Here is a 26,092-nt window from a genome sequence, read left to right on the forward strand (position 1 = left end):
CCCCGGCGGCCGGCCCCGCCCGGGCCCCCCCCCCCCCGCCCGGCGCCCCCCCCCCCCCCCCCCCCCCCCCCCCCCCCCCCCCCCCCCCCCGCCGTGGTGATCGGGCTGCGTCAGCCGTCGGACTCCGACGCCGGGATGTAGGCGCCCGGCACGTCGTCGGGTGCGTAGATCTTGCTGTCACCGGGGTACGGCTTGGCCCAGTTGTGCGTCTCGTACCAGGTGAGCCGGTTCATCTGCTCGGGGTTGGCGAAGTCGGGCACCGCCTTGGTACCGGTCAGCCGCTGGTGCGACTGCCAGGCCTTCCACTGCGCCGCGACCTTCTGCTCGGCCGTCGGCACCGTCACGGACGTCTGCGCGGGCGCCGCGCCCGGGTCCTGCGGTGCCGGGGTGTCCGAGCCGCAGGAGGGCTGGCTGCTCAGGCCGAGGGTCAGCGAGGTCCGGTTGGGCTGCGCCTTGAACGGCGTGTAGTTGGGCTTCCGGGTGAACGCGCCGAACATCGGGGTGGCCGCGCTGTCCATCTGGTTCATCGGGTGGATCCCGAGGATCTGCTCGATGGTGCGGATCATGGTGATCTGCGAGTAGTAGTGGCTGTCGACGGTGCCGTGCTGGGCGTAGGGGCTGATGACCTGGACCGGGGCGCGGTGGCCGTCGACGTGGTCAAGGCCGGCCTGGGAGTCGTCCTCGACGACGAAGATCGCCGAGTCCTTCCAGTACTTGCTGTGCGTGATCTCGTCGACCATCCTGCCGACCGCGAGGTCGTTGTCCGCGACCTCGGCGGCCGGGCTCGGCGGACCGCCGGTGTGGTCGTTGGAGAACCAGAACATGTTCAGGTTCGCCGGACCGTTCTTCTCGAAGTCCTGCTTCCAGATCTGTTCCTTGTAGACGTCCGGAACGCTGAGGTCGAACAGCGGGAAGCCGGGCACCGACACCTTGTTGAGGGACGGGATCGCCGAGCCCGTTCGAATGGGGTAGGCGGTCTGCTGCCCGGTCGACTCCATGTTCTTGGCGTCGCAGTACAGGTTCTGCCAGGTCGCGTCGGACGGTTTGGTCTCGATCGACTGGAACTCGCCGTAGTCCTTGACGGACTTGCCGGCCGCCTGCGCGCCGGTCCAGATGAAGCCGGTCTTCTGGTGGCCGAGAACGTCGTCCTCGGTGTCGTAACTGCGGGTGTACTCACCGGCCGAGGACTCGGTGTACTCCGGGTTGTCGGCCTGCATCAGCCAGTTGTGGCCCTCGGCGGAGTTGGTGCCGACGTCGTAGAAGTTGTCGTACAGCCCGAACTGCTGAGCCAGCGCGTGCTGGTTCGGCGTCACGTTCTCGCCGAACTGGGTGAGCGACGGGTCGCCGTTGCCCTTCGGTATGTCGCCGTAGACCTGGTCGTAGGTCCGGTTCTCCTTGACGAGCAGGAAGACGTGCTTGATCGTCGAGGGGTCGCCGAGCCGCGTCGGGACCGGTACCGGCTTCGTGTGGCTCTTGCCCTGGGCCAGCTTGACCGAGCCCGGGGTCCAGCCGTTCTGCTGGAAGACCTTGGCCGTCTCGGACCTGATGACGGTGTCGTCCGGCAGCGTGAACTGCGTCAGGCTGGACGTCGTGTCGTGGGTGCCGCGACCGGCGTTGGTGGTGGGGCGGCGGGCGTCGACGCCACGGGTGTTGGAGACGACGACGGTCTTGCCGACGGTGGTGATCTCCGAGGGGAAGTAGTCCGTCGGGAGCAGGCCGACGTAGGCGGCCGGCTGCTGCGGGGAGGTGTAGCGGTAGACGGCGACCGCGTTGGCGCGGCCGAGCGTCACCAGCAGGTGGCCGTCGTCGGTGAGCGTCACCGCGTTGGGCTCGTAGCCGACCGACGCCTCCGGCCACGGCTGGGTGGCTATGGTCTGGACGACCTTGTCGTTCGCGGTGTTGATGACCGACACGTTGTCGTCGGCGGTGTTGGTGACGAACACCGCGCCCTTCTTGGCGTACACGGCGGTCGGGTGCACACCGACGTCGATGCTGCCGACGGCGGCGGACGGGTTCGCCACGTTGATGACGCTGACGGTGCCGGTGGTGGCGGCGCCGGTGTCCGGGTTGGCCGGCACCTGGGTGCCGTAGGAGTTCATCGTGGTGTCGCCGGCCTTGGCCGGACGGCCGCCCTCGTTGCTGACGTAGAGCTTGTCGCCGACCAGGGCGATGCCACGGGGGGCGTTGCCCACGGCCCAGGTCTGCTTGACGGTGCCGGTCGCCGCGTCGATGGCGACCACCTTGTTCTGGCCGTTGACCGCGGAGTACACGGTGGAGCCGTCGGCCGAGAACACCGCCGCGCCCACGAGCGCGTGCTTCGAGCCGTCGGCCGGGATCGAGACCGCCGTCGGGTTGGCGAGGGTGCCGTCGGCGTTGACGGTGAACTTGGTGTAGCCGTCGCTCTGGCCCAGCCACAGCTGCTTGCCGTCGGGCGAGTACGTCGGGCCCTCCTGGCCGACGGAGCCGCTGCCGATGCGCAGGTCGTCCGCCGCGTTGGTGCCGACCTTCTGCTTCACCTTCCCGGTCTTGAGGTCCATGACGACCAGCGCCGCGTCACCGTCGGTGACCGCAGCGGCGAGATGGGTGCCGTCCGGGCTGACCGAGGACGACATGATCTTGCCGTCGTTGATGACGGTCCGGCTGCCGTACGGGGCGATGTACTGGTCGGCGGAGACGACCTGGCCGTCAGTCGTGTCCTGGCCGACCTGCTGGGTGCCGAACTGGTACGTCTGGGCAGCGGCGGTGCCCGTGACGGCGAGGGCGACAGCGATGCCCGCCGTTACCAGCAGAGTCCGGCGACCGACGCGTCTGCCGAACAGGCTGACCTGCTCCTTCTCGTTCACCCGACGCCGGCGTGTTACCTGCATGGTGCTATCCCTTCGGGGTGGTGTCGAGCAGTTCGACGTTGCCGTCGAACTGCCAAAGGGGGTTCGGGGCGTCCCCGGTGGGGGTGCGGACCAGGAAGTAGCCGTTCACTTCCTTCGGTCCGTCGCCGTCGGCCACGAACCGACCGTCTGAGGCGACGTCAAGTTGGTAGACGGCCGTCCCCGCGGCCGCGGCGCCGGGAAGATGCCAGGTGACGACGCAACGCCAGTCGTTGCCCGCCCCTTGGGGGGCGACCTGGCCGTCGCCCTTGTTGCACGCCGCCGTGGCCTTCAGTTGCGTCTCGGTGACGGCCGGGCGGTGGAGTTGCTCGGTCTGCATGCGGTAGAGGTGGGCGAACGCCGTGGCGACCGACCGCTGGACCTTGTCCTGTGCGATTCCGGAGCCCGTCGACGGGGTCGCCACGGCGACCACCGCGACGGTGAGGGCGGTCAGTCCGACCAGCGGCAGGAGCCCGGTGGTGACGGCCCGGCGCCCGGAACCGTCGTAGGCCGGGTTGGTGAAATCGCGCCGGAGGAAGAGCAGGTGGGCCAGCGCTGTCGCGAGGACGGCCCACACCAGGCTGACAACGATGCCGATGAGCAGCGGGGCCAGCTGTGCCGGGCTGGTGAACAGACCGTTCCAGGAGATGAAGGCGTAGCCGGGCAGGGCGAGGCGCACCGCGACGGGCAGTGGCAGCATCTGGGCGACCGACATCGCGAGCGCGACGAGCGGGGGCAGCAGCAGCCCCATCGGGGACCGCCCCAGCGCGACCGACCCGAGCAGTCCGATCGCGGCGAGGGCCAGCGTCGGGGCGAGGGCGCAGACCCAGGCGAGCAGGATCTTCTCCGCGGCGTCCCCCGGCGTCAGCAGGTGGCCGTCGAGGCCGACCAGCGGCTGGTCGCCGACCGCCGCGATCCCGCCGACCGTGCTGGAGCAGGCCAGCCCGGCCACCAGCAGCAGGATGACGGTGAGGCTGGCCAGTGCCTTGGCCGCGAAGATCCGGCGCGGCGACCGGACCGCCACGAGCAGATGGCGCCAGGTGCCGAGCCGGTCCTCGGAGGCGAACACGTCGCCGGCGACCACCGAGGTCAGCAGCGGGAGCGCCCAGGTGCCCGCGAAGCCGAGCATCACCAGCGGCCCGGCCCACCCCGTGGCGTGCATCCAGCGGCCGAAGAGGGTGTCGGAGGGGAGTGTGCTCTGCCCGCCCACCGCGGCGACGAAGAGCGCCGGCGCGATCCAGCAGGCGAGGACGAGCAGGCGGATCCGCCATTGCGAGACCAGTTTGACCAGCTCGAAGCGGTATCCGCGCGGCACCGAGACGCGAGGAGCGGGTGCGGCGGGCTCGGCTGCGACGGTCGCGGTCATCGGCCGTCCTCCTCCTGCTCGGTGAGGGCGAGGAACGCGGCTTCGAGCGGCGACACCACGGGGGTGAGCTCGCGCACCGCGATGCCCGCGTGGACGAGCCTCTTCACCAGTTCGTCGAGCGCGGGCTCCAGTGCGCGTACGACGAGCCCCTCGCGGGCGCCGGGCCGGGCCCCGGCGCCGTCGACGACGTGGACCCCGGCCGTGTCGACAGCCTCCCGGCGGGCGGCCTGCGCGTCGGAGGTGAGCAGCCGGTAGTCGAGTTCACGGTTCTCGGCGGCCAGCTTGCTCAACGGTCCGGAGAAGACGACCCGTCCGGTCGCGAGGATGGTGACCTCGGAGCACAGTGCCTCGAGGTCGTCCATGCGGTGACTCGAGAGCACCACGCTGGTGCCGTCCTCCGCGAGCCGGTCGAGGACACCGTGTACGTGCCTTTTGCCTGCCGGGTCCAGTCCGTTGGAGGGTTCGTCGAGCACGAGCAGGCGGGGCTTCGTGAGCAGGGCGGCGGCGAGCCCGAGCCGCTGACGCATGCCGAGGGAGAACCCGCGGGTCCGGTCGTCGGCGACATCGGTGAGCCCGACCTGGTCGAGGACGTCGTCGATTCCCGTTGCCCGCGCGTCGCTGCCCCGCAGTTCGGCCAGTGCGGCGAGGTTCTGCCGGGCGGTGAGCGAGGGGTAGAGGCCGGGTCCGTCCACGAAGCCGGCGACACCGTCGGGAGCGTCGAGCGCCCGTCCGACCGGCGTACCCAGGATCTCCAGTCGGCCGCTGTCGGCGACGGCCAGGCCCAGCAGGAGGCCGAGCAACGTCGTCTTGCCGGCGCCGTTCGGACCGACCAGGCCGTGTATCTGGCCCTGCGTCACATCCAGATCGATGCCGTTGAGCGCGACGACATCGCCGAAACACTTGGTGATCCCGCGAGCCCGGATGGAAAGGAGTCTGTCCATGGGTCCCTTCTTTCGAAGCCTTCAGGGACCTTAGGGACTGGACAAAGCGCAAGCAGGAACAGCGAATTGAACGTTGATGGAACGGAAGAAGACACGGCACTCGCCGCGCCGATGCCCGCCGATATGACGCGCTCCTTTTCACATCGTGATGACGGCAAGCGTCGGCAAATCCAAGGGCAGTAATTGGTCAGCAGAGAGCCTGAATTGGGTAAAGCAGCCTGGACGCACCGGGTTCCTGCGAAGTAGCGTTCCGCGCGGCGGGTGCGCTGCCGGCACGAAGGGATGCTGCCTGGTCAGTCGGGCGGATGGGGCCGAGTCCGATCGGTGAACCGCGGGGCATGAACCGCAACGCGGCCCGCGCGAAAGGCACGGGCGGGACGGCGGACGCCGGGGACTCCGGCCCGATATCGGCCGAGGAGGTATCCCCGTACTCGAACGACCCTGATTCCTCGGTGTAGTTCTCGAATCCGAGCCTGGTCGTACGATTTTTTCTCAGCAAGTTGCGCTGTATGGCGGGCGAATGGACGGCTGCCCCGCCGGCCGGCCGGGCCGCCCCGTTGCGGTGTCGGCGTGTTCGGGGGTGGGCGCTATCGCGCGAGGAGCCAGGTTCGGCTGGTGGCGATGGCCTTGAGCTCTTCTGCCGTGATCAGGTGCTGGGTGCCGCTCCTTCGGGACGCCGGGCTCGGCGCGTTGTAGGCGGAGACGGAGATCCACAGCCCGTTCACCCGGAGCGCGTCGACGCGGAGCTGCACGACTCCGGGCTGCTTGCCGGGAATCCGCCGGGTGCCCACCTTGGTGCCGTCGGCCAGGGTCTCGGTCCAGAACTCCTTGTCGCCGGCGATCCTCTGGGCCTCGATGTAGGTCCGCTCCCCGGTCTTCGGGTTGCCCACGACGACATATCCTTGCGCTCCGTTGCCTCCCTCCGAGTGGATGTCAAGTCGCTTGGGCAGCAGGGACTTCAGGACGGGCAGGATGTCGCCCGGCTGCGCCGCGGAGCCCGGGTCGACCGTCCCGAAGGAGTTGGGCTCCCCGTCGCGGGTGAACGAGCCGTCGACGAACATCGCCAAGTAGCGCAACTTACCCGGGGTCATACGGGGATTGCGGCTCAGGGGTGCAGACGCGGCCTTCTTCGCCGTCGGCACGTTGTAGGTGGCGACCTCGATGAGGTATCCGTTGGGCGAGACCATCGTGACCGCCCATTTCTTGACGCCGCCCGCCTTGCCCGCCTCGGTGTACCCCTTCACGGCCCGGTTGTCGGGCTGTGTCGTGCACTCCTCGTACGGCGAGCCCTTTTGCGGCGGGCAGGTGATCAGTTTCTTCAGGTCCTGCTCGGCAGGGTCGACGCGGCGCACCGAGAGCGTGACTCTCGCCGCGCCCCAGCCGTCCTCGAAGTCGAACGTGGCCGTCGCGGGCCGGGCCCGGTCGGAGCTGCCCGTTCCGCGCACCTTTTCGTGCAGATGGACGATCCCGGACTGGCCCATGCCGTTCTCCAGGATGTTCTTCATGTCGTCGGCGGTGACCGCGAAGTGCCCGTAGTCACCGGCCAGGGACGGCGTGGAAGCGTGGTCGCCGCGAGCCTTGTCGTCGCCGTGCTGCCCACCCAGTTGGGCACCGGCCGTGGCCAGGAGGGCGACGGCCAGCGCACTCCCGCCGACGACGGAGGCACGGCGGCGGGCCACCCTGCGGCGGCCGCGGGCCAGGCTGCCTTCCGCCAGGGAACGCCGGTCGGCGGTGAAGGCGCCCGCCGTGTCGCGGAGTGCCTTCCCGAGCTCGTCTTCGAAGCGCATGCGGAACCACCAGTTCCAAGTGTTGGTGCGGATGGGAAGCGGAGGGGCGGACGAGACGGGCTCGCGTCGGCCCGGCTGTTCGCCGTGGAGGGGAGTCGAACGGCAGGAGGTCAGACCTGAGTGGTCAGCTCGGCGAGGCTGCCGCCCAGCCGTTCGCGGAGCTTGGCGAGCGCCCGGCTCGACCGGCTGCGCACGGCGGCGGAGCTCACGTTCATCGCCTGGGCGGTCTCCTCCACGCTGCGGTCCTCCCAGTACCTCAGCACCACCACGGCCCGGTCCTTGGGCGGCAGCTCACGAAGGGCCTGGAGCAGAGCGAGCCGCAGAGCCGGGTCGTCCCCGTCGCGGAGGGCGGGACTGTCCGGCAGTTCCGCCAGGGGACGTTCGGCGGCGGAGTACCTCCGCCGCTGGGTGAGGAACGTACGGACGAGAACCGTCTGGGCGTACGCCGCAGGGTTGTCGATCCGGGACATACGACCCCACAGGGCATACATCCGACTGAGCGTCTCCTGCACCAGGTCCTCGGCGAGGTGGGTGTCTCCGCTGGTGAGCAGGCACGCGGCGCGATGCAGATGCCCCGCGCGCCCTGCGGCGAACTCCATGAACTCATCCGTCCGGGACCACGTCCGGGACTTTCTCATTCCCACCCCTCGGCGCCTTTCCGTCGGCCTACACCTCACAGACGCGGTGGACCGCCGCAAATGTTGCAGACGGATTCACCGAGAGTCCGACGGAGTGTCAGCAGCCCCTCGCGGTCGTGCAGTCGGGCGTGTGCGCGGCGACGCGACTCATCAGGAGCTGTGAGAACTGGTAGTGACACATTCCGCTCCGCTCACCGCGTCTGTGGAGAGTGAGGCACATGTTCCCTCGTGTGCCCCGAACGCCTCTTCGAGGGGGACAGTTGCGCAAGAGACACAACCGACCCGGCAGGGTCGTCATGGCAGCGGTGCTCGCACTGGCCGCGGGAGCGGTCAGCGTTCTGCCCGCCACCGCCGCCCCGTCGTCGGCCACATCGCCGCCCGGTCGGACTGCTGCGGCGTCAGCCGGCACCGGATCGCCCACCGTCACGGGGACGGGCACCGCCCCTGTGGCCCGCTGGATCACCTTGGTCACGGGTGACAGAGTGGGCGTGAGCGCGGCGGGGGAGCCCGTCCGGATCGTGCCCGGGAAGGGGCGCGAGAACATCCCCGTCAGGGTCATGAGAACCAAGGCCCACACCCTGGTCGTCCCGCTCGACGCCCGGCCGCTCATCGACAACGGCCAGGTCGACGAGCGGCTGTTCGACATCAAGGAACTCGACGGCGCCGCGTACCGGAAGCGCCACGCGTCGGGTACCCGGCTGATCGTCAGCTACCAGGACACGGCGGCGAGCGGCGCCGCCCGGCAAGCGGCCCGGAGTCTGAGGTCCGAGGTGCGTGCGGACGGCGGAGCGAAGGTCCGCCGCTCCTTCCCCCGGATCGGCGCCGAGGCCGTCACCGTGCCCGACGCCTTGGCGGGAAACCTCTGGGAGACCCTCACCCGGCCCTCCAGTCCGGCCCGCTCCGGACAGCTCACCGCTGACCCCGGGCTGCGGCGGATCTCCCTCGACGGTCTGCGCAAGGCGAGCCTCGACAAGAGCACGGCGCAGATCGGCGTACCCGCCGCACGGCAGGCCGGCTACGACGGCCGTGGGGTGCGTATCGCGGTCCTCGACACCGGAGTCGACGAGTCGCACCCCGACCTGCAGGGCCGGCAGGACGCCGAGCAGAACTTCTCCGACTCCCCCGACACCAAGGACCGCTTCGGCCACGGCACCCATGTGGCATCCATCGCGGCCGGTACGGGAGCGAAGTCCGGGGGCACGTTCGAGGGGGTCGCCCCGGGTGCCCGCATCCTCGACGCGAAGGTGACAGGCGACGACGGGTACGCCCGTGACTCCGACGTCATCGCCGGCATGGAATGGGCGGCTGCCCAGAACGCCGACATCGTCAACCTCAGCCTGGGAGGCGAGGACCAGCCGGGCGTCGACCTGCTGGAAGAGACCGTCAACCGGCTCTCGGTCGAGCGCGGCGTCCTGTTCGTCGCCGCCGCGGGCAACAGGGGCCCGGACGCGGGCACCGTCGATTCGCCCGGGAGTGCCGAAAAGGCGCTGACGGTGGGAGCGGTCGACGGGAACGACGCCGCCGCCCCGCTCTCCGGCCGCGGTCCGACCGCCGACGGCCTCGTGATCAAGCCGGACGTCACGGCGCCCGGAGTGGACATCACCGCCGCCGTGGCGCCCGACAGCCTGATCGCCCGGCAAGCCGGGGAACAGCCGCCCGGGTACTCCACGATCTCGGGCACGTCGATGGCCACCCCGCATGTGGCAGGCGCGGCGGCGCTGCTGAAGCAACAGCACCCCGACTGGAGGAGCGCCGAGCTCAAGGCCGCGCTCGTCGCCAGTGTCCGCCCGGCCGGCACGGGTGTGTTCACGGAAGGCAGCGGTCGCGTCGACGTCGGCGCGGCTCTCGGACAGACGGTCGTCGCCGAACCCTCATCGGTGACGTTCGCCCGGCAGCCCTACCCCCACACGGACGACGAATCCGCCACCGAGCGGATCACCTACCGCAACCTGGGCAGTGAGCCGGTCACCTTCGACCTGTCGGTGGCCGCCGTGGGGCCCGACGGAAAGCCCGCGCCGGCAGGCATGTTCACGGTCGACGCGCAGCGGCTGACCGTTCCTGCGAACGGCAGCGCCACGGTCGGTCTGACGGCCGACACCCGGCCCGGCGGCGACGTCAACGGCGTGTACACCGCGGTCGTGACGGCCCGGGGCACGGACCAGACCGTCAGGACGACGGCGGCCGTCGAGCGTGAGGTCGAGGCGTACGACGTGACGGTGCGGCACCTCGGCGCCGACGGCGAACCGGCCACCACCTACTGGCCCTCGCTGTACCGGCTCACCGGTGCCGGCGTCGCGGGCCAGGACTACGCGACGGAGGACCGCCGGACAGGCGTCTACACGGTGCGTCTGCCAAGGGGGATCTACTACCTCGATGCGACGATCAACGGCTCGGACGCGGTCCAGAGCCGGATAACGGCACCGCACTTCGAGGTAGCGAAGGACACGACGGTCACGCTGGACGCGCGTACCGCGAAGCCGATCGACATCATCGGTCCCGATCCGGCCGCGGAGCGGGTGTTCGCGGAGATGTTCACCGAGCTCACCACCCCGGACTTCAACACCTCGACCGGTATGGCCGGCACCTCTTTCGCGACCATGCGCAGCGCACGACTCGGTCCGGACTTCGCGACCGAGGGCACCCTGTACCAGCAGTTCGGCGCGCTCGACGTCAACGGCACGAAGGCGTACCGGTTCGCCTACGGCAACGACGGCAACCGCCTGGCCACCGGCTTCTCGCATCGGGCGAAGCCCGAGGAGATGGCGGAGATCCACTCACGACTGGGGGCCACGGTCGCCGGAAAGCAGGGGCTGCTCGTCGCTCAACCGTTCGCCCCGGGCATCTTCGGTTCCCTCTTCACCCCGGGCGTGACGCGTGCGCTGCCCGTGGCGGCGACGACGTACGTGACGGCGGCGGGTACCGACTGGTCCGTCTGGCTGGACCAGGCCGACGACGCGGGGAACGGGGGCGAGCTGACGCACGGCACGGGGATCCAGCGGTACGAAGCCGGAAAGCCGTACCGCCGTGATCTGGGCGTCGGAGTCTTCGGCCCCGCGTTGGAAACCCGCGAGGACGAGGGCGTCTCGCGCAACGGTGACCAGATCACGGGATGCCTCAGCCTCCTCCGGGACGGCACGGGCAACTGGAGCTACGGGGTCGAGGACACCGTCTCGGCCGCGTTGTACCGGAACGGGGTCGAGGTCGCTTCCTCACCGGGCCTGCTGAGCTGCGGGGGCGGTGTCACCGTCCCGGCGGAGGCCGGTGCCTTCCGGCTCACGGCGACGGCCTCCCGCGGCGGCTCCTACGCCGCGCCCACCGAGGTCTCTGCGACGTGGACCTTCACCTCCGGCCACACCACCGCCAAGGAGGCACTGCCCGTCTCCGTGGTCCGCTTCGCGCCGCGTCTCGACGGTGACTCGACGGCCAAGGCCGGAGCGCTCCTGCGGGTACCGGTGACCGTTCGCGGCGCCGCCGCCGGCAAGAACCTCAAGTCGCTCACCGTCGACGTCAGTTATGACGGTAAGACCTGGAAGAAGGCGAAGGTGGGCAAGGGCGGGTTCCTCGTCCGCAACCCCGCGGCCGGCCAGGGCGTCTCGTTGCGCGCCGTCGTGGTCGACCAGCAGGGCAACACCCTGACCCAGACGATCCGCAACGCCTACCGAGGCAAGTGATCCCGCACGGCACCGCGACGGCCCTGCCCGACACACCCGTCGGCCGGGCCGTCGCACCGTGTCGTCCGCGGCTCCTGCCTCGAACCGATGCCCGCGCACGGGGCGGCTTCGCCGGCTACGGCGCCTCCGCGGCGAGGTCCACCCACGCCGTGGCCACGTCACCGTCACGGACGAGGTCCACACCGATGCCGGCCATCAGTGCTCGGACAGCCGTGTTGTCCGGTGTCGTGCTCACGAACAGCACGTCGAACCCGTCGGCCCGGGCCCGGTCCACAAGGCACCCCAGCACAGCCCTGCCCACGCCGACGCCGCGGTAGGAGCGTCCGATCCATACGCCGGCCTCGACGGCCCCGGCCGGTCCCTCCAACGGACACAGCCGCGCGGCTCCGGCCACCCGCTCCCCCACGACGACGGCGAAGGTGGCTTCCACAGGGTCGGCGGCCAGCGACCGCGACGCGTGGAACCGTACGAATGCGGCCTGACGCTCGGGTGTCCATCCATCAGGGCCGGGAACCGGTGGCATCACCTCCGCGGGGTCCGCGTCCTCGACCGCGGCATGCAGCAGCTCCCTGAGCAGCCCCTCGTCAAGAGGGTGAAGTGAGACGTCGGAGCGCATGCCCGCATCTTGTCACGCGGCCATGGCCGACTTCAGCGAGTTGTGGGCCCGGGAGCGCGCGGGAGGCACAGGTGTTGTTCCTCCTCCGACACCGAAGCCGGTGAAGGCCATCAAGCAGGGCTCATCCGGCTGCCGGCTGTGCGGCGGGCTTGATGTTCTGGTTGGCGTGGAAGACGTTGTCCGGGTCGTACGTCCTCTTGATCTGCGCGAGACGGTCGTACTGGTCGCGGTAGGTGGCCCGGACGCGCCCCGGGTCCTCGCCTTCGCCGAGGAAGTTCACATAGCCGCCGCCCATGGAATGGGGATGCATCTCCTCCCAGTAGTCGACGCACCACCGCCTGATGGTCTCGGCCTTGGCCGGATCGGGATCGACTCCGGCGAAGACCCCGGACCAGACGGCGTCCCGGTAGCCCCATGCGGTGTCTTCGGGGGCCACTCGGTGGGCGGCGGCGTCGACCGGATACAGGTGCATCAGCGACAGCGGGGTGGGGAGGTTCTCGCCGTACTTGAGATGCACGTCGACGGCGGAGTCCGGAATGCTGTCGAAGAAGTCCCCCCGCCAGTACCACTGGTACCCGGTGGGGATCAGTTCGTCGAAACTGCCTTGCAGCATGGGATACGGCAACGGTGACGTGAAGTGGAAGGCAGGCGGTCCGGGCTCCTGCGCCGGCGCGAGCGCCTCTTCGAAGCGGCTGAGGTCACCGGTGTGGCACCACACGACGCCGCACACCTTCCGGCCGTGGATCTCCTCCGGGAACGGCGGGGCCGGCGGGATGGTGAAGAGGTTGAAGAAGCCGTAGACGTCGTCCGGCGCCTGCGGAAGGAAGTCGCGGTACCACGTCAGCACCTCGCGGGTGCGGTCGACCGGCCACACGGTGACCCCGAACCCGATCGTGTCCACCGGGTGGAGGCGGTACGTGAACGAGGTCACGACCCCGAAGTTGCCGCCGCCCCCGCGCAGGGCCCAGAACAGGTCCGGGTGTTCGTCCGCGTTCGCGGTGACGAAGCTGCCGTCGGCCAGCACGACGTCGGCGGACAGCAGGTTGTCCGCGGTCAGGCCGTACTTGCGGGTGAGGTAGCCGTGGCCGCCGCCCAGCGTCAGCCCGCCGACGCCCGTCATGGAGATGATGCCCGAGGGCGTCGCCAGCCCGAAGGCGTGGGTGGCGTGGTCGAGGTCGCCGAGCTGGCTTCCGCCGCCGACCTGGGCGGTCCTCGCGGCGGGGTCGACGCGCACCCCCCGCATCGGGGACAGGTCGAGGGTGACACCGTCGTTCACGAGGCAGAGACCGGGGCCGCTGTGCCCGCCTCCGCGGACGGCGAGTTCCAGTCCCTGGTCGCGGACGAACCTGATGGCAGCCATGACGTCCCCGGCATCGACGCAGCGGGCGATGGCAGCGGGACGCTTGTCGATCATGGCGTTGTAGATCTTGCGGGCCTGGTGGTAGTCGGCGTCCTGAGGGCCGGTGACGGGCCCGCGCAGTACGGTCCTCATCGCTTCCAAGGTTGAGGTGTCCATGAAAATCTCCCGGGGAGGGTCGACTCGTCCCCTGCGGCGTCTTCACCAGGACGTCCGGCATCGGAGAGCCCGCTCCGAGAGCGCCGCCGCTCGGCCCCGGACGGACAGAAGGGCCGCGGCCGTTCCCGTTCCTGTTTCTGTCGTAAGGCCTGGGCTGCCGGTGTGGGGTTGGAGGCCGACGCCGGTGCATCCGCTCACAGCCGAACCGTGGCGCCGACATGACCAGCGTCTCGCCAGGGCGGAAGCCCTGCAATCCGACACCGCCGCCCCGCACGGCCGTGACGCCGCAGTGCCGCCGCAGTCCTCGGCCACACCACCGCACACCGAGGCGGACCCGTCAGCCGGCCAGGCGTTCCACGAGGAGGAAGCCACCGATGACGATCATCAGGGCGCCGGAGACGCGGGTGACCGCCCGGGCCGCCGACGGCCGGGTCCTGAGCACGGTACGGGCGAGCAGACCGACGGCGAGATAGACCACGGCGCACGCAGCCATGTGAAGCGTGCCGAGCAGCCCGGTCTGTGCCGCGACGGGCCAGCTTGCGGCGGAGTCGATGAACTGCGGGAAAAGGGAGAAATACAGGAGCAGCGCCTTGGGGTTCAGACCGCTGATACCGGCACCCCTGAGCATCACCCGCAGGCGGGAGGAGGACATGGTCTGCGCGGACGCGCTCACAACCGCCGGTCGCGCCACGACACCCCAGCCGAGCCACATCAAGTAGGCGGCCCCCGCGACGGTGAGCGCCGTCAGCAGGCCCGGCGAGCTCGCCACGAGCACCACCAGGCCGGCCACGGCGAGCAGGGTGTAACCGGCGTATCCGGCCAGCAGCCCGGCGACCGCGGGGACGACCGACCGCTCCCGCAGCCCCGCGGCGATCGCATAGGCCCAGTCCGCTCCCGGAGCGAACACCAGCAGCAGATCGACCGCCAGAAAGGCCGCCAGCGTCGTCGTGTCCATGGACCCGTCCTTCTCGTGTTCCTTGCTCCGGGAGGGAAGGTTAGGCGGGAAATGCCCGAAAGTGTTTCCGTCTTTTCCTCGGCATCGCGATTCTTGAGGGAGGATCTTTCTGCACAGCGCCCTGATCCGCAAAAAACTACCCCTCACAGCTGGATAGCGGCCCGACCGTCACCGAGCAGGGCAGATGGCGCTGACGCGTTGGGGGGGACATGGCGCGTTGTCGCCAGGGGAGGAGATCGCCCCGTCCACAGCGGGTGACGGGGCCGAAGGGCAAGGGGGAACACCCGCTCCTTGCCACTCTCAACCTATAGCGCACCGGGGGGCTTGCGGCAAGACCCGGGTCGTACCGGAGAATCGCCGACCGAGAGCAGAACCTATGGGAATGAGGGATTCGCGAAGTGCGTGTGTTATTGGCGGTATACGGGGCTGGAGTTCACGGCGATCTCGGAGCGGAGCTGATGGCGTGAATCCTCTGACCACCAGCGCGTTCGACCTGCCGGACCGCCTCTCCCCCAAGGCCGACCCGGCTCTGATCGCCGACGACGAGCGGCACTTCGCGGCCATTGCCGAGTGCCTCGAGCAGGCGATCGCCGAGCTGTCCGACCGCCTCGACGCCGAGCGCCGGGCGCCCGGCGGCATCGGCCGGCAGGCGATGGACCGGGACGCGGAGATCCACCGCCTGACCGGTCGTCTGCGCACCTTGCGTCGCTTCGGTCTGGACCTGTGCCTCGGACGCATCGTCAGCGCGGACACCCCGGAGCCCGTGTACATCGGACGACTCGGCCTCACCGACAACGCGGGGCGTCGACTGCTGCTGGACTGGCGCTCCCCCGCGGCCGAGCCGTTCTTCGCGGCGACCCACGCCAACCCGATGGGTCTGGCGAGCCGCCGCAGGTACCGCTGGACCCGCGGCCGGATCAGCGACTACTGGGACGAAGTGTTCACCGCGGACGGGCTCGAAGGGCACGCCGCGCTCGACGACCAGTCAGCCTTCATCGCCGGCCTGGGCGGCAGCCGGTCGCCGCGGATGCGCGACGTGCTCGCCACCATCCAGGCCGACCAGGACGCCATCATCCGGGCGGGCTCCCGCGGCGCTCTCGTCGTCGACGGCGGCCCGGGCACGGGGAAGACCGTCGTCGCTCTGCACCGCTCGGCCTACCTTCTCCACTCCGACCCCCGTCTCGGTCACCGTCGGGGCGGAGTGTTGTTCGTCGGTCCGCACCGGCCGTACCTGGCCTACGTCGCCGACGTCCTGCCCAGCCTCGGAGAGGAGGGCGTGCAGACCTGCACCCTGCGGGACCTCGTCGCCGAGGGAGCCGCAGCCGGGGTCGAGGCCGACCCGGACGTGGCCCGTCTGAAGTCGTCCGCGGACATGGTGAGGGCGATCGAGCCGGCCGTCGGGTTCTACGAGGAGCCGCCCACCGAGGGGATGACGGTCACGACGCCCTGGTCCGACCTGTGGCTCAGCGCCGACGACTGGGCCGTGGCGTTCGACGCGGCGGAGCCCGGTGTCCCGCACAACGAGGCGCGCGACCAGATCTGGGAGGAGCTGCTCACGATCCTGGCGGACAAGCACGACGGTGACGACGTCCCGCCGGGGCTGCTCCGCAAGTCGCTGCTGCAGAACCGGGAGCTGGTCACGGCCTTCGACCGGGCGTGGCCGCTGCTCGAAGCGGCTGATCTCGTCGGGGACCTGTGGTCGGTACCCGCCTACCTGCGGATGTGCGCTCCCTGGCTCAGCCGTGACGACGTCCGCAAGCTGCAGCGCGCCGATGCCCAGGCATGGACGGTGTGCGACCTGCCCCTCCTGGACGCGGCACGGCAGCGGCTCGGCGACCCGGAGGCGTCACGGCGCAAGCGCCGGCATGACGCCGCTGTCGCCGCCGAACGGGAGCGCATGGCCAGGGTCATCGACGACCTGCTCGAGGCCCAGACCTATGACGACGGCGAGGGCGTGCTGGTCATGCTGCACGGACAGGACATGCGCAACTCGCTGGTCGACGAGAGCGCCCTGCCCAGCGCCGACCCGGACCGGCTCGCCGGCCCGTTCGCACACATCGTCGTGGACGAGGCTCAGGAACTGACTGACGCGGAATGGCAGATGCTGCTGCTGCGGTGCCCGTCCCGCAGCTTCACCATCGTCGGGGACCGCGCCCAGGCCAGGCACGGGTTCACCGAGTCGTGGCGGGAACGGCTCGAGCGGATCGGACTCGACCGGATCGCCCTGGCCTCCCTGAGCATCAACTACCGGACGCCGGCCGAGATCATGGCGGAGGCCGAGCCGGTCATCCGGGCCGTGCTCCCCGACGCCAACGTGCCGACCTCCATCCGCAGCGGCGACGTCCCCGTCGTCCGCGGATCCGTCGCGGACCTGGACTCGATCCTCGACGCCTGGCTCGCCGCACATGCGGACGGGATCGCCTGCGTCATCGGCGATCCCGCGTTCCCGGCGACGTCGCGTGTCCGGTCGCTGACCCCGGAGCTGTCCAAGGGGCTCGAGTTCGACCTGGTCGTCCTCCTCGACCCGGAGACATTCGGCAAGGGTGTCGAGGGAGCGGTCGACCGCTATGTCGCGATGACCCGAGCGACCCAGCAGCTCGTCGTCCTCACGAGCTCCTGACGCCGTCTTACCGGCGGGGAGGCGTACGGCGCCGGCATCGAAAGGCCGGGTTTCAACCGAGCTCAAGGAGAACGACCACCGCTGAGGCCGCTGCCGGCGACGGGGTCAGCCGGCGGCAGCGGCCTGTGTCCGATCAGCGGAACCAGAACCTGACGGACCGCTATCGGTCGCAGTGGAGGTCGCGGGCCGGTCGCTCCCCCGTCGCCAGGAAGTGGGACACCGTCCGGTCACCGCAGGCGTTGCCGTTGGCGAGGTAGGCGTCGTGGCCGGTGGAGTCGACGGTCACCATGACGGCGCGCCTGCCGAGGGCGGCGCGGAGCTTCAGGGCGCCGCTGAGAGGAGTGGCGACGTCGCGCTCGTTCTGGACGAGCAGGATGGTGGACGGGCCACGGTCGGTGATCCGTACCGGGGGCTCCTTGGGCTGGTAGGGCCAGGCGGCGCACACCGTCGCGTTCCTCGGCATGCCGGCGGTCAGCGGGTGCTCGGCCCGGCTCCGGGCGGCTCCCTTCTCGTACACGGCCTTCGACGTCGGCCAGGCGACGTCGTTGCAGAGGGTGGCGATGGAGATCGCGGTCGCGTTCTGCAGAGCGGACTCGGGCGGCGCCGAGGGCGCGGGGGGCGCCGTGCCCTTCTGAGCGTTCAGGATCAGCCGGGCCAGGCGGGGGTAGTTGTCGGGGTCGTAGAGGCTGTCCAGCATGGCCTGGCGGAGCACGTTGCCGTTGAGCTCGTCCGGGTTGGCGCCGGGCCAGGGAACGGGTTCGCGGTCGAGGCGTGCGGCGAGACGGAGGAAGAGCGGGCGCACCTCGGCCGGGGCGTCGGCCACGCGGTCGGGATTGCCGGGTGCCGCCGCCCACTTGGCGAACTCGGGGAAGTTGTCCTCGACGCCGGCCTCGAACGCGGCGAGCCAGCCTCGGCCCACCCGGGTGGGGTCGGGATCGTCGTTGCTGTCCAGCACGAAGCGGTCGGTGCGGTGCGGGAACAGCCGGCTGTACACGGCGCCGACGTACGTCCCGTACGAGACGCCCCAGGCGGAGATCTTCCGCTCCCCGAGCGCCGCCCGGATGCGGTCGAGGTCGCGGGCCTCGTTGGCGGAGCTGATGTGCCGCAACAACTCGCCGCCGTTGCGGGCGCAGGCCGCCGACATCCGCCGCGCGGTGGTCATGCTCTCCGTGACGGAGCCGTCGGGAGCGGGCCAGGGAAGGAGCTTCGTCCGGGCGAGGTCGCCTTGTTCCAGGTCGCAGCTGACCGGCGTGGAGCGGCCGTATCCACGGGGGTCGAACCCGATCAGGTCGTAGGCGTCCCGTACCTCCTGCGGCAGCTTCTGTCCCTTGCGTGACGGGTCGTTGAGGCTGCCGCCGCCGGGTCCGCCGGGGATCATCAGCAGGGCGCCACGGCGCGCCTCGGGGTCCTCGGCGGGGATGCGGGAGAACGCGATGCTGATCTTCTTGCCGTTCGGGGCGGCGTAGTCCATCGGCACCTCGACAGTGGCGCACTCCTGCCGGGCGTCGAGCCCTGTTCCCTCGCACGTGGTCCAGTCGAGGGGCGGCGGCTGGGGACCGTCGGTCGTCGAAGCGGTCGCGGTGGTGAGCGGTAGCACGAGGCTCAGCACGGCGGCTGAGGCGGCGAGCAGGGCGGCGTTGCGCTTGATCTTTGTCATGGGTACGAGCTTCGCGGCCCAGGGCACCTCTCTGACATCCTGCCAACTGGCGTGTGCCGACGGGGGCTTGCCCCCGTGCGGTCCTACGGTCAGTGCCGTGGCGTGAGGGACTGCGCACGTATGTCGAGTGGGGAACCGCCCATCGAGGCGTGCGCGTCAGATGAGTGTGACGGCTTCTCGGACCATGCTGCGCACCGCGCACCTTCACGACCTGGACCAGATCACCGACCTGCATACTCAGGCGCGCACCGCGTACTACCAGGCGGGGGGACTGCCGGAGGCGGAGCTCACCGATCCTGCGGCACGCGTGCGTCGACGGGAGATGTGGCTGCGTGCCCTGCAGGACGACACCCGGACGGTGCTGTGCGCCGTGCGAGAGGACGAGACGGTGGGCGTCCTGGCGATGGGCCCTCCGCTGGACGCCGACCTGGATGCCGCGGCCGTCGGCCAGCTCTACCAGATCCACGTCCGACCCGGGCGGTGGGGGCAGGGCATCGGCAGCCGGATGCACGCGGCATTCGTACAGTTCCTTCGTGATGCCTCCCTCACGGCCGGCGTGCTCGAAGCGTGGGAGCGCAACAGCCGGGCCCAGGCTTTCTACGCCCGGCATGGCTGGAAGACCGATGGGCACCGTCGGCCCGGTCCGGGCGACGGGCACTACCTCCGGCTGCGCCTCGACCTGGCTCCTCTTCGGCAGGCCTGATCGAGGCGGCGACGTCCCGCTCGGCGCGCGACTCCCGGTCGCCTCGCCGTGGCGGCTTTCTTCCCCCCCGGGTCCATCTCCCCCCGGCCCCAGGGTCCATGGCGCATGAGCACACAAGGCTCATGTGTCGGGGTGCCGTCAAGGCTCCGCGTCAGGACGGGGCGAGGACGCAGAACTCGTGGCCCTCCGGGTCGGCCAGGCACGTCCACGGGACGTCGCCCTGGCCCACGTCGAGGTCGGTGGCGCCGAGGGCCCGCAGCCGGGCCACCTCGGCTTCCTTGTCGTCACCGGGGTACGGCAGCAGGTCGAGATGGACGCGGTCCGGCACGGTCTTCACGTCGGGCGTGCGGAGGAACTCGAGATACGGGCCGACACCCTTGGCGGAGCGCAACACCGCGTGATCGTCGGTCACTTCGTGCAGGGTCCAGTCCATCGCCTCACCCCAGAACCGGGCCATGGCCCGCGGATCCACGCAGTCGACCACCACCACGGCGATCGGCCCGGTGTCCCGGTGGATCTCCCGGGGCTCCAGCACGCAGAACTCGTTGCCCTCGGGATCGGCGAGGACCGTCCACGGCACGTCGCCCTGGCCCACGTGGGCGGGCGTCGCACCGAGAGCCTTCAGGCGCTCGACCAACTCCGCCTGATGGGCCGCGGAGGTGGTGGCGAGATCGAGGTGCACACGGTTCTTCGTCGTCGTCTTGGGTTCCGGGACGGGAACGACGTCGATGCCGACGGCGACCGGGTCCGGCCACACGAGGCCGCCGGAGGGTCCGACGTAGGTGGTCACGCCGGGGTTGTAAGCAGTCCAGCCGAGCGCCTCCGCCCAGAACCGGCCGACCGCCGAGGCGTCAAGAGCCTTTATGTTCACCATCACGGGTCGCAGTGCCATGCCGGCGATCCTATGCGCCCGCTCCGCAACGACATCCGCACCGTCGCCGAACAGGGATCGACCGGCCGGCTGCCCTACTCTCCGTCGTCCCGTGCGGTGACCTCGCCGGACTTGATGTACCGGGCCAGGTTGAGGTCCGGGCCGTGCTCCTCGCGGATGCCTTCGGCCCACAGGGTGGTCTGGGTGCCCTCGTGCTTGACCATCCCCGGCAGGACGCCGAGCCGGAAGCTGCCGGGCACGGTCTTTCCGTCGGCGGTGTAGGGCAGGACGTGCAGCGGGCCGGGGCCGTCGGCGGCGTACACCGCGCAGTCGGACAGGACCGCCGTCGGGTAGCGGCCCGTCGCCGCCGCGAGCGTGACCATCTTGCGGTGCATGTTGACCCTGGCCCGTGAGATCACCGCGGCGCGGATGTCCGGCCGCCACGTCGGGCGGGCGAGAGCCGGCCACGGCCGGCCGGGACGCCACCCGCCACCGCGCGGCCGCTCCCTCAGCTTGCCGATGCCGCCCTTGACGGTCGCCTTGATCGCGGACAGGACGATCGCCATGTGCTCGTCGCGCTGCCGGTGGCCGTCCATCGCCGCCAAAAACTCCTCGGGCGGCATGTCGCCGGTGACGCCCAGGTCGGCCATGGTGGTGACGTACGCGTCCCGCAGCCGCTTGTACCAGCCGTCCAGATAGCGGCCGTTGTCCGGTCGCACCCACGCCTCGAGGGGTGCGACGTCGTAGCCGAGTTCCACCGCGTACGCCACGGTCGGTGTCGCGTACCAGGCCGGGCCCTCGGGGCGGTCGCCTCTCGGTGTGAACGGGCTGGGCAGCAGCTCTGCGTCGAGCCGCCGCCACTCCTTGCCGACCAGGACACGCGACAGGTCCACGTGGGAGAGGTCCACCAGCCAGCTCCCGGGGAGCTTCGGGTCGAACGGGGGGTTCTTCACGTGGACCGGGGCGCCCAGACCGACGACCGCGCCGTTGGCGGCGGCGCCGAACGCGAGGTTGACGTCGATGCCGACGACGTACGGCTTGAGGCACTCGGCGTCGGTCAGCGGCCGCGCCCAGTCGTACGCCTCCTCCAGCAGCATCTCCTCCGGACCCCGCTGGTGGAAGCGGGGCAGGCCGGCGAGCAGCGGGTGCCCGTCGGGGGCCTCGCACGGGGCGCAGTCGACCGGCTGGGTGCCCAGGGAGCCGGGATTGTGCTCGCTGTGCCGCTTGCCGTGCTCGTCCGGCCGGCTCGCGCGGGTGGGCGGGTGCAGGGCGGTCATCAGTTCCAGGCCGGTCACCGCGGTGGAACCGCGCGGGATCATCACCCGCTGCGCGTAGGTGCCCAGGAGCCGGGCCAGTTCCGGTGGCGGCAGCTCGGCGGCCCCGTCCCAGATCCGGGCGTCGAGCGCGTCCCAGGACGGGATGCACAACTGGACGCAGTGGCGTCTGCCGCCCTGCGCCGGGCGGTAGATCCGCGCCCACGGGCCGAGCCCGCGCCGGGTGAGCTGCCAGTCGGCGCGCCGCAACTGCTTGACTGCCTTGTGGTCGTCGGGGATCCGTCCGGCGAGGCGCTCCTCCTTGGTCAGGCGGACCGGCAGCCCGTACCGCTCCGACGCGGCCTCGGTGAGCACCAGCAGTGGATCGGCGTCCTTGCCGTGGGGGCTCAGCCGGGGCGCGCCGAGTCCGGCCTCGTTCAGGGCCCAGTCGACCAGGGCCGGGAGGGACGCGGCGGGCACGTCCAGGACGAGGCCGCCGACGCAGTACGCGACGACCTGGCCGTCCTGGTCTGCGTCGACGACGGCGAGCGGCCCGTTCTCGAACCGCGCGTCGGCGGCGGCTGACGCGGTCACGGTCGTCTTCCGCGCGGTGGTCTTCGCCGCGCCCGGGCGCCGCGACGGCTGTGCCCCGGTGCGCCCTGCCCGGCGAGGCGGCGCTGCGGACTCGGCAGGGGGAGCCGGCGGCACGGCAGAGGGCGCCGGCGGCACGGCAGGGGCAGCCGCACCCGTGTCCGGGTCGGTGTGTGGGTCCGGCTCCGGCTCCGGCTCCGGCTCCGGCAGGGAACCGGGCCTGTCGGCGGGCGCGGGGTAACGCCGGGCCAGGCCTTCGAGAAGTCGCCGGTAGGCCTCGAGGCGCTCCCCCTTCGGCTCGGCCCGGCCCGCCTCCCACGCCTGGATGCTCGGCACGCGCACCCCGAGCACCTGGGCGACGGCGGCCTGGGTCAGCCCGGCGGCCTCGCGCAGCCTGGCCCGTTCGGCGGGGGGAGGCAGCACACTGCCGTCGTCGACGGCGGCGAGCAGCGCGTCGACGGCGGCGAACAACTCCGGCTGGTCGGTCATCGGTGTTCCCCCTCCCCTACCGGACGCCTTGACGGATCTCTTCGAGGCGGGTCATCAGCCGTTGATAGCGCTGGGAGGCGGCCTGGGAGGAGTTCAGGCCCTGGTGCTGAGCGATCCGCCGCCAGTCCATGCCACGGCGCCGGGCCTCGAGGACCACCTGGGCCTCCAGTCGGTCCAGACGTACGCGCATCTCCCCGAACAAGCTCAACGCCGCACCCACGTCATCCGCGCTCACCCCGTCGGCAGCCACGGTGTCCGGCCGTCGTCCGTCGCCCTGCTGACGAGGGGCGGCAGCCGCGAGCAGCCCACCCAGCAGCACGGCATCCTGCTCCAGACGCCGAGCCTCAGCCCAGTCGGGGGAGGGATCCTCCGCGAACGCGGACAATCGCTCCCGGGCGGCATCCCACACCTCACCAGCCATGGCGCCACCTTACCTCTGCGACGCAACGGGACAACAAACCGTTGTTCCGTTGCGTCGTGTCGGCTGGTCCCACCGCGCGGCAGCGGAGCGCCGCAACCCCGACGCCGTCAGCGCCGGCGCCTCCGCGGCACGTCGTTCACTCCGTCCAGGGGGCGGTGGAGTGGTTCGGCCACTCCACGGCGACCGGGACTTCCTCGGACCTCGTCGACTGTGTGCGGAGGGCGCCGTGAGCGGCTGCGAAGCTATGCGCCGTGGTACGGCAGTGTCGTGCCGGGCAGCGTGTACTCGTCTCTGCGGCCGCACATGCCGAAGCCGCCGAGCCGGGTGGGGGCGGCCTCGTGCGCCGTGGCCTCGGAGAGGTACGACGGCTCGCCGTCGGCCAGCGCGTCGAGCTGGGCGCCGGTGCGTTCGGCGGTGGCCAGGGCGCCGGCCCGCCACAACTCGCGCCAGGTGGGCACCTTGTCGCGTACGAGGCGGGCGGCCGCGCGTTGGAACTCCAGGTAGGGGCCGTTGTCGCCGGCGACCAGCGCCTCGCGCAGGGTCAGGTAGCCCTCGACGGCGAGGTCGCGGCGCCGACGGGCGGCGGCCGCCGTCTCGGGGCCGGTGCCGGGCGGGAGCGTTGCCGCGGCCGCGTACGCCTCGGGGTCGGCGAGCACCTCGGGCGGGAAGGTGAAGACGGCGTCCCCGGCTTCGGGCAGGCCGCTGTTCTGCATCAGGACGGTGATGCGCAGATCGCCGCCCTGCACCATGCGGTGCACGGTGCCCGGGGTGAACCAGGCGACGGCGCCGGGTTCGAGGGGGATGTCCCGGTAGCCGTCGGGACTCAGCGTCTGCACCGCCCCGCGGCCGCCGGTGACGACGTACGCCTCCGTGCACACCAGGTGCAGGTGGGGGCTGCCGCCGCACACACCGTCGGCGGCCTCCCAGTCGTAGGCGCTGAGGTGGGACAGGCCGACGGCGCCGGGCAGCGGGTGGGGAAGGGTGGGCTTGGGCTCGTTCACCACGGCAGGCCCTCCAGGTGGGTGGCTACGCGGTCGCGGTCCCAGGCGCCGTCGGCGAAGACGACCCGGTAGCGGTAGGCGAAGGACTCGCCCGGGGGTAGTTCGAACTCCTCGAAGAACGCCCAGGAGAACGCGACCGTGGGGAACGGTGCGGAGCGCACGAACCAGTGCGACTCGTGGACGGCCGCCGTGCCGTCGAGGTTCTCGGGCGCGTGCGCGAAGACGAGCGTCGAGTGGCCGTCGACGCCGTCGTGCTCGGTGGTGAAGGCCAGCCACGGCCCCTGGGCGCCCATGAGTTTCCCGGCGTCGGCGTCGCTGTCGGGGGCGAAGACGGTGCCGCCGGCGAAGTCGCGCGGGCCGCGCCACTGCAGGCCGGTGTAGCCGGCCAGCTCGCGGCCCGCGGTGGTCGGGGAGCCGAAGGCGAGAGGCCGGTCGCGGATGTTGGTGAGGCGGATCGACCAGTCCAGGGCCCAGGCGCCGGCCTCCTCGTCGACCGAGTGGACGGTGAGCCCCCGCGCCTCGCGGGCCCACTCCTCGCCGCCGTTCTCCACCCAGGTGAGCTCCTCGGTGAAGGCGAGCCGGTCGTCCTCGACGGTGAAGTCGGCGAAGCCGTCGTGCCGCATGGAGCCGACCCGCTCGGGCAGGGCCAGATAGCCCTGGCCGTGGACGTAGCTGTTGCCGCCCCAGAAGTTCTGCCCGGACAGGTGGCTCGCCGTCATCTGCAGGCCCTTGTGCCAGCGGTGGTCGTTCGGCCGGTAGCCGGTCACCGTGCGCCCGGCGAGGGTGCGGACCGGGTGGGCGTACGGCTTACGGGACTCGAAGGCGTCGGGGTCGGGGCGGTAGACGTAGCGGAGGATCTCCGTGCCGTTCGGCGCCTGGACCGCGATGTGGTCGCCGTGGGTGTGACGGACGCGGATGCTCATGCGCGCTCCTCGGGGGCCAGTGGGGGTGATGGCCATGCTTGGCCGAGCGCGGGGCAGCACGCCCAGAAAGCGCTTGCGCACCACCGACCCTAGGCGCGGGTCTCATGTCAGGACAACCCCGTGCGGCGAGATTGATCAAAGAGATGGTGGCAGGTCGGAAGAGGGGCGGGGGCGCGCGGTCGGGGGCGCGCGGTCGCTTCCGAGGTGGGGCGCCCGTACGGGCGGACGACGTGCGGGACACGTCGGGAGCGTCACTGGGCGTGGGAGGTGTGGCGGAGCCATGCGGGATCACTCGGCCGGTGTCAGACATCCGGTGGCCGTCGGCCGACAGGGCCCGGCCGCCGCTCCGGCCCACGAGAGGACAGCCCGATGCACACCTTGGAAACGCAGGGCATCCGTGCCGACCTGCTCGCCATCTACCTCAACGACCACCTCGCCGGCGCCACCACGGGCGTCGAGCGCGCCCGCTTCCTGGCCGAGTCGGAGCAGGACTCGGCGCTCGGGACGGCCGTACGCCTGTTGGCCGGTCAGATCGCCCAGGACCGGGCGAGCCTCCTGGAGATCATGCGACGGCTCGACATCCCCGTACGCCGGTACAAGGTCGTCGCGGGCCACCTCGCCGAGAAGGCGGGCCGGCTCAAGAGCAACGGCCGTCTGGTCCGCCGCTCCCCGCTCACCCCGCTGGTGGAGCTGGAGCTGCTGCGCACCGGCGTGACGGGCAAGGCCGGCGTCTGGGAGGCGCTGCGCCGCCTGGCCCCCGAGGACGGGCGGCTGGACGCCGGCGAGCTCGACGGCCTGCTGGAACGCGCCCACGATCAGCTGCGCACCCTGGAGCGCCTGCACACGGAGCAGACCGGGAAGGCCTTCGGGGCGACCGCCGACCGTCCGGATCGGCAGGAGGAGTCCGGATGAGCGACGACACGCCGTCCGAGGCGGCTGAAGGCGAGCCGCGGCGCGAAAGGAACCGCGCCCCCGTCCGCCGGACGCCGAGGTCTCGGTGCCGTGCGTGACGGCTCGTCAGTCCTTTCTTGCGGGACATCGCGGTGTCGGCGTGGCGCGGCCGGCTCCGCGGCGACCACGAGGGGTGGCCGGCCGGGCCGGGAGCGTGGAGAGCCGTGCCCGCACGCACCTCGCCGGCCGCGGTCGTGGGCCCGCCCTGCCCGCCTCCGCTTCCACCGCGCCGCCCGTGTCTGTCGAGGTGTCACTTTC

The 26,092-nt window shown here is 71.2% G+C and carries 18 protein-coding genes; 4 read left to right on the forward strand and 14 right to left on the reverse strand.

Going from position 1 to position 26,092, the window contains the following annotated elements:
• Positions 1-110: 110 nt before the first annotated feature.
• The 5 genes from ACPT94_RS26940 to ACPT94_RS26960 all read right to left on the reverse strand — a co-directional run bounded on the left by ACPT94_RS26940 (position 111) and on the right by ACPT94_RS26960 (position 7,596).
• Positions 111-2,867 (reverse strand): alkaline phosphatase family protein, encoded by a 2,757-nt coding sequence (locus ACPT94_RS26940; protein ID WP_425247022.1) that lies wholly within the window; start codon positions 2,865-2,867, stop codon positions 111-113.
• A 4-nt stretch (positions 2,868-2,871) separates the two neighbouring features.
• Complete coding sequence (locus ACPT94_RS26945) at positions 2,872-4,230, reverse strand: ABC transporter permease (RefSeq protein WP_425247023.1); 1,359 nt, start codon at positions 4,228-4,230, stop codon at positions 2,872-2,874.
• Positions 4,227-5,171 (reverse strand): ABC transporter ATP-binding protein, encoded by a 945-nt coding sequence (locus ACPT94_RS26950; protein ID WP_425247024.1) that lies wholly within the window; start codon positions 5,169-5,171, stop codon positions 4,227-4,229. Before ACPT94_RS26950 ends, ACPT94_RS26945 begins: the two co-directional genes overlap by 4 nt.
• Positions 5,172-5,758: 587 nt before the next feature.
• The gene (locus tag ACPT94_RS26955) at positions 5,759-6,958 is read right to left on the reverse strand and encodes a hypothetical protein (protein WP_425247025.1); all 1,200 of its coding nucleotides are present in this window, start codon (positions 6,956-6,958) and stop codon (positions 5,759-5,761) included.
• 110 nt (positions 6,959-7,068) lie between these two features.
• The gene (locus tag ACPT94_RS26960) at positions 7,069-7,596 is read right to left on the reverse strand and encodes a SigE family RNA polymerase sigma factor (RefSeq protein ID WP_360332776.1); all 528 of its coding nucleotides are present in this window, start codon (positions 7,594-7,596) and stop codon (positions 7,069-7,071) included.
• A gap of 557 nt (positions 7,597-8,153) precedes the next feature.
• Between ACPT94_RS26960 and ACPT94_RS26965 the strand changes: the two genes are divergently transcribed.
• Positions 8,154-11,267 carry a S8 family peptidase gene (locus tag ACPT94_RS26965; RefSeq protein ID WP_425247026.1) on the forward strand — a complete coding sequence of 1,038 codons (3,114 nt, stop codon included), beginning with the start codon at positions 8,154-8,156 and terminating at the stop codon, positions 11,265-11,267.
• A 115-nt stretch (positions 11,268-11,382) separates the two neighbouring features.
• On the opposite strand, the gene ACPT94_RS26970 is transcribed toward ACPT94_RS26965, so the two are convergent.
• The 3 genes from ACPT94_RS26970 to ACPT94_RS26980 form a co-directional block, all read right to left on the reverse strand.
• Entirely contained in the window at positions 11,383-11,883 is a 501-nt protein-coding gene (locus ACPT94_RS26970; RefSeq protein WP_360332771.1) for a GNAT family N-acetyltransferase, read from the reverse strand.
• 121 nt (positions 11,884-12,004) lie between these two features.
• A complete protein-coding gene (locus ACPT94_RS26975) occupies positions 12,005-13,399 on the reverse strand; it encodes an FAD-binding oxidoreductase (protein ID WP_360332768.1) in 1,395 nt (464 codons plus the stop codon).
• Between the two features lie 337 nt (positions 13,400-13,736).
• Positions 13,737-14,354, reverse strand: coding sequence for a LysE family translocator (locus ACPT94_RS26980; RefSeq protein ID WP_425247027.1), 618 nt, complete (start codon positions 14,352-14,354; stop codon positions 13,737-13,739).
• A 463-nt stretch (positions 14,355-14,817) separates the two neighbouring features.
• Between ACPT94_RS26980 and helR the strand changes: the two genes are divergently transcribed.
• The gene (gene helR / locus ACPT94_RS26985; RefSeq protein ID WP_360332762.1) at positions 14,818-16,974 is read left to right on the forward strand and encodes an RNA polymerase recycling motor ATPase HelR; all 2,157 of its coding nucleotides are present in this window, start codon (positions 14,818-14,820) and stop codon (positions 16,972-16,974) included.
• A gap of 160 nt (positions 16,975-17,134) precedes the next feature.
• Here the strand turns inward: helR and ACPT94_RS26990 are convergent, their stop codons facing one another.
• On the reverse strand, positions 17,135-18,631 hold the full coding sequence (locus ACPT94_RS26990) for an alpha/beta hydrolase (RefSeq protein ID WP_360332759.1): 1,497 nt from the start codon (positions 18,629-18,631) through the stop codon (positions 17,135-17,137).
• A gap of 160 nt (positions 18,632-18,791) precedes the next feature.
• On the opposite strand from ACPT94_RS26990, the gene ACPT94_RS26995 reads away from it, so the two are divergent.
• Positions 18,792-19,334 carry a GNAT family N-acetyltransferase gene (locus tag ACPT94_RS26995; protein ID WP_425247028.1) on the forward strand — a complete coding sequence of 181 codons (543 nt, stop codon included), beginning with the start codon at positions 18,792-18,794 and terminating at the stop codon, positions 19,332-19,334.
• A 151-nt stretch (positions 19,335-19,485) separates the two neighbouring features.
• Here the strand turns inward: ACPT94_RS26995 and ACPT94_RS27000 are convergent, their stop codons facing one another.
• The 5 genes from ACPT94_RS27000 to ACPT94_RS27020 form a co-directional block, all read right to left on the reverse strand.
• Positions 19,486-20,226 carry a VOC family protein gene (locus tag ACPT94_RS27000; RefSeq protein WP_360332753.1) on the reverse strand — a complete coding sequence of 247 codons (741 nt, stop codon included), beginning with the start codon at positions 20,224-20,226 and terminating at the stop codon, positions 19,486-19,488.
• 74 nt (positions 20,227-20,300) lie between these two features.
• A complete protein-coding gene (gene tap / locus ACPT94_RS27005) occupies positions 20,301-22,538 on the reverse strand; it encodes a telomere-associated protein Tap (protein ID WP_425247029.1) in 2,238 nt (745 codons plus the stop codon).
• A 16-nt stretch (positions 22,539-22,554) separates the two neighbouring features.
• Positions 22,555-22,959, reverse strand: coding sequence for a hypothetical protein (locus ACPT94_RS27010; RefSeq protein ID WP_360332747.1), 405 nt, complete (start codon positions 22,957-22,959; stop codon positions 22,555-22,557).
• A 242-nt stretch (positions 22,960-23,201) separates the two neighbouring features.
• Positions 23,202-23,963 carry a cupin domain-containing protein gene (locus tag ACPT94_RS27015; RefSeq protein ID WP_360332744.1) on the reverse strand — a complete coding sequence of 254 codons (762 nt, stop codon included), beginning with the start codon at positions 23,961-23,963 and terminating at the stop codon, positions 23,202-23,204.
• On the reverse strand, positions 23,957-24,883 hold the full coding sequence (locus ACPT94_RS27020) for a DUF6807 domain-containing protein (RefSeq protein WP_360332741.1): 927 nt from the start codon (positions 24,881-24,883) through the stop codon (positions 23,957-23,959). Before ACPT94_RS27020 ends, ACPT94_RS27015 begins: the two co-directional genes overlap by 7 nt.
• Positions 24,884-25,252: 369 nt before the next feature.
• On the opposite strand from ACPT94_RS27020, the gene ACPT94_RS27025 reads away from it, so the two are divergent.
• Positions 25,253-25,795: a hypothetical protein gene (locus tag ACPT94_RS27025; protein ID WP_360332738.1), complete on the forward strand. Its 543-nt coding sequence runs from the start codon at positions 25,253-25,255 to the stop codon at positions 25,793-25,795.
• The last annotated feature ends 297 nt before the right edge of the window (positions 25,796-26,092 follow it).

This window comes from Streptomyces aurantiaciflavus (assembly GCF_049808595.1).
GTDB lineage: Bacteria > Actinomycetota > Actinomycetes > Streptomycetales > Streptomycetaceae > Streptomyces.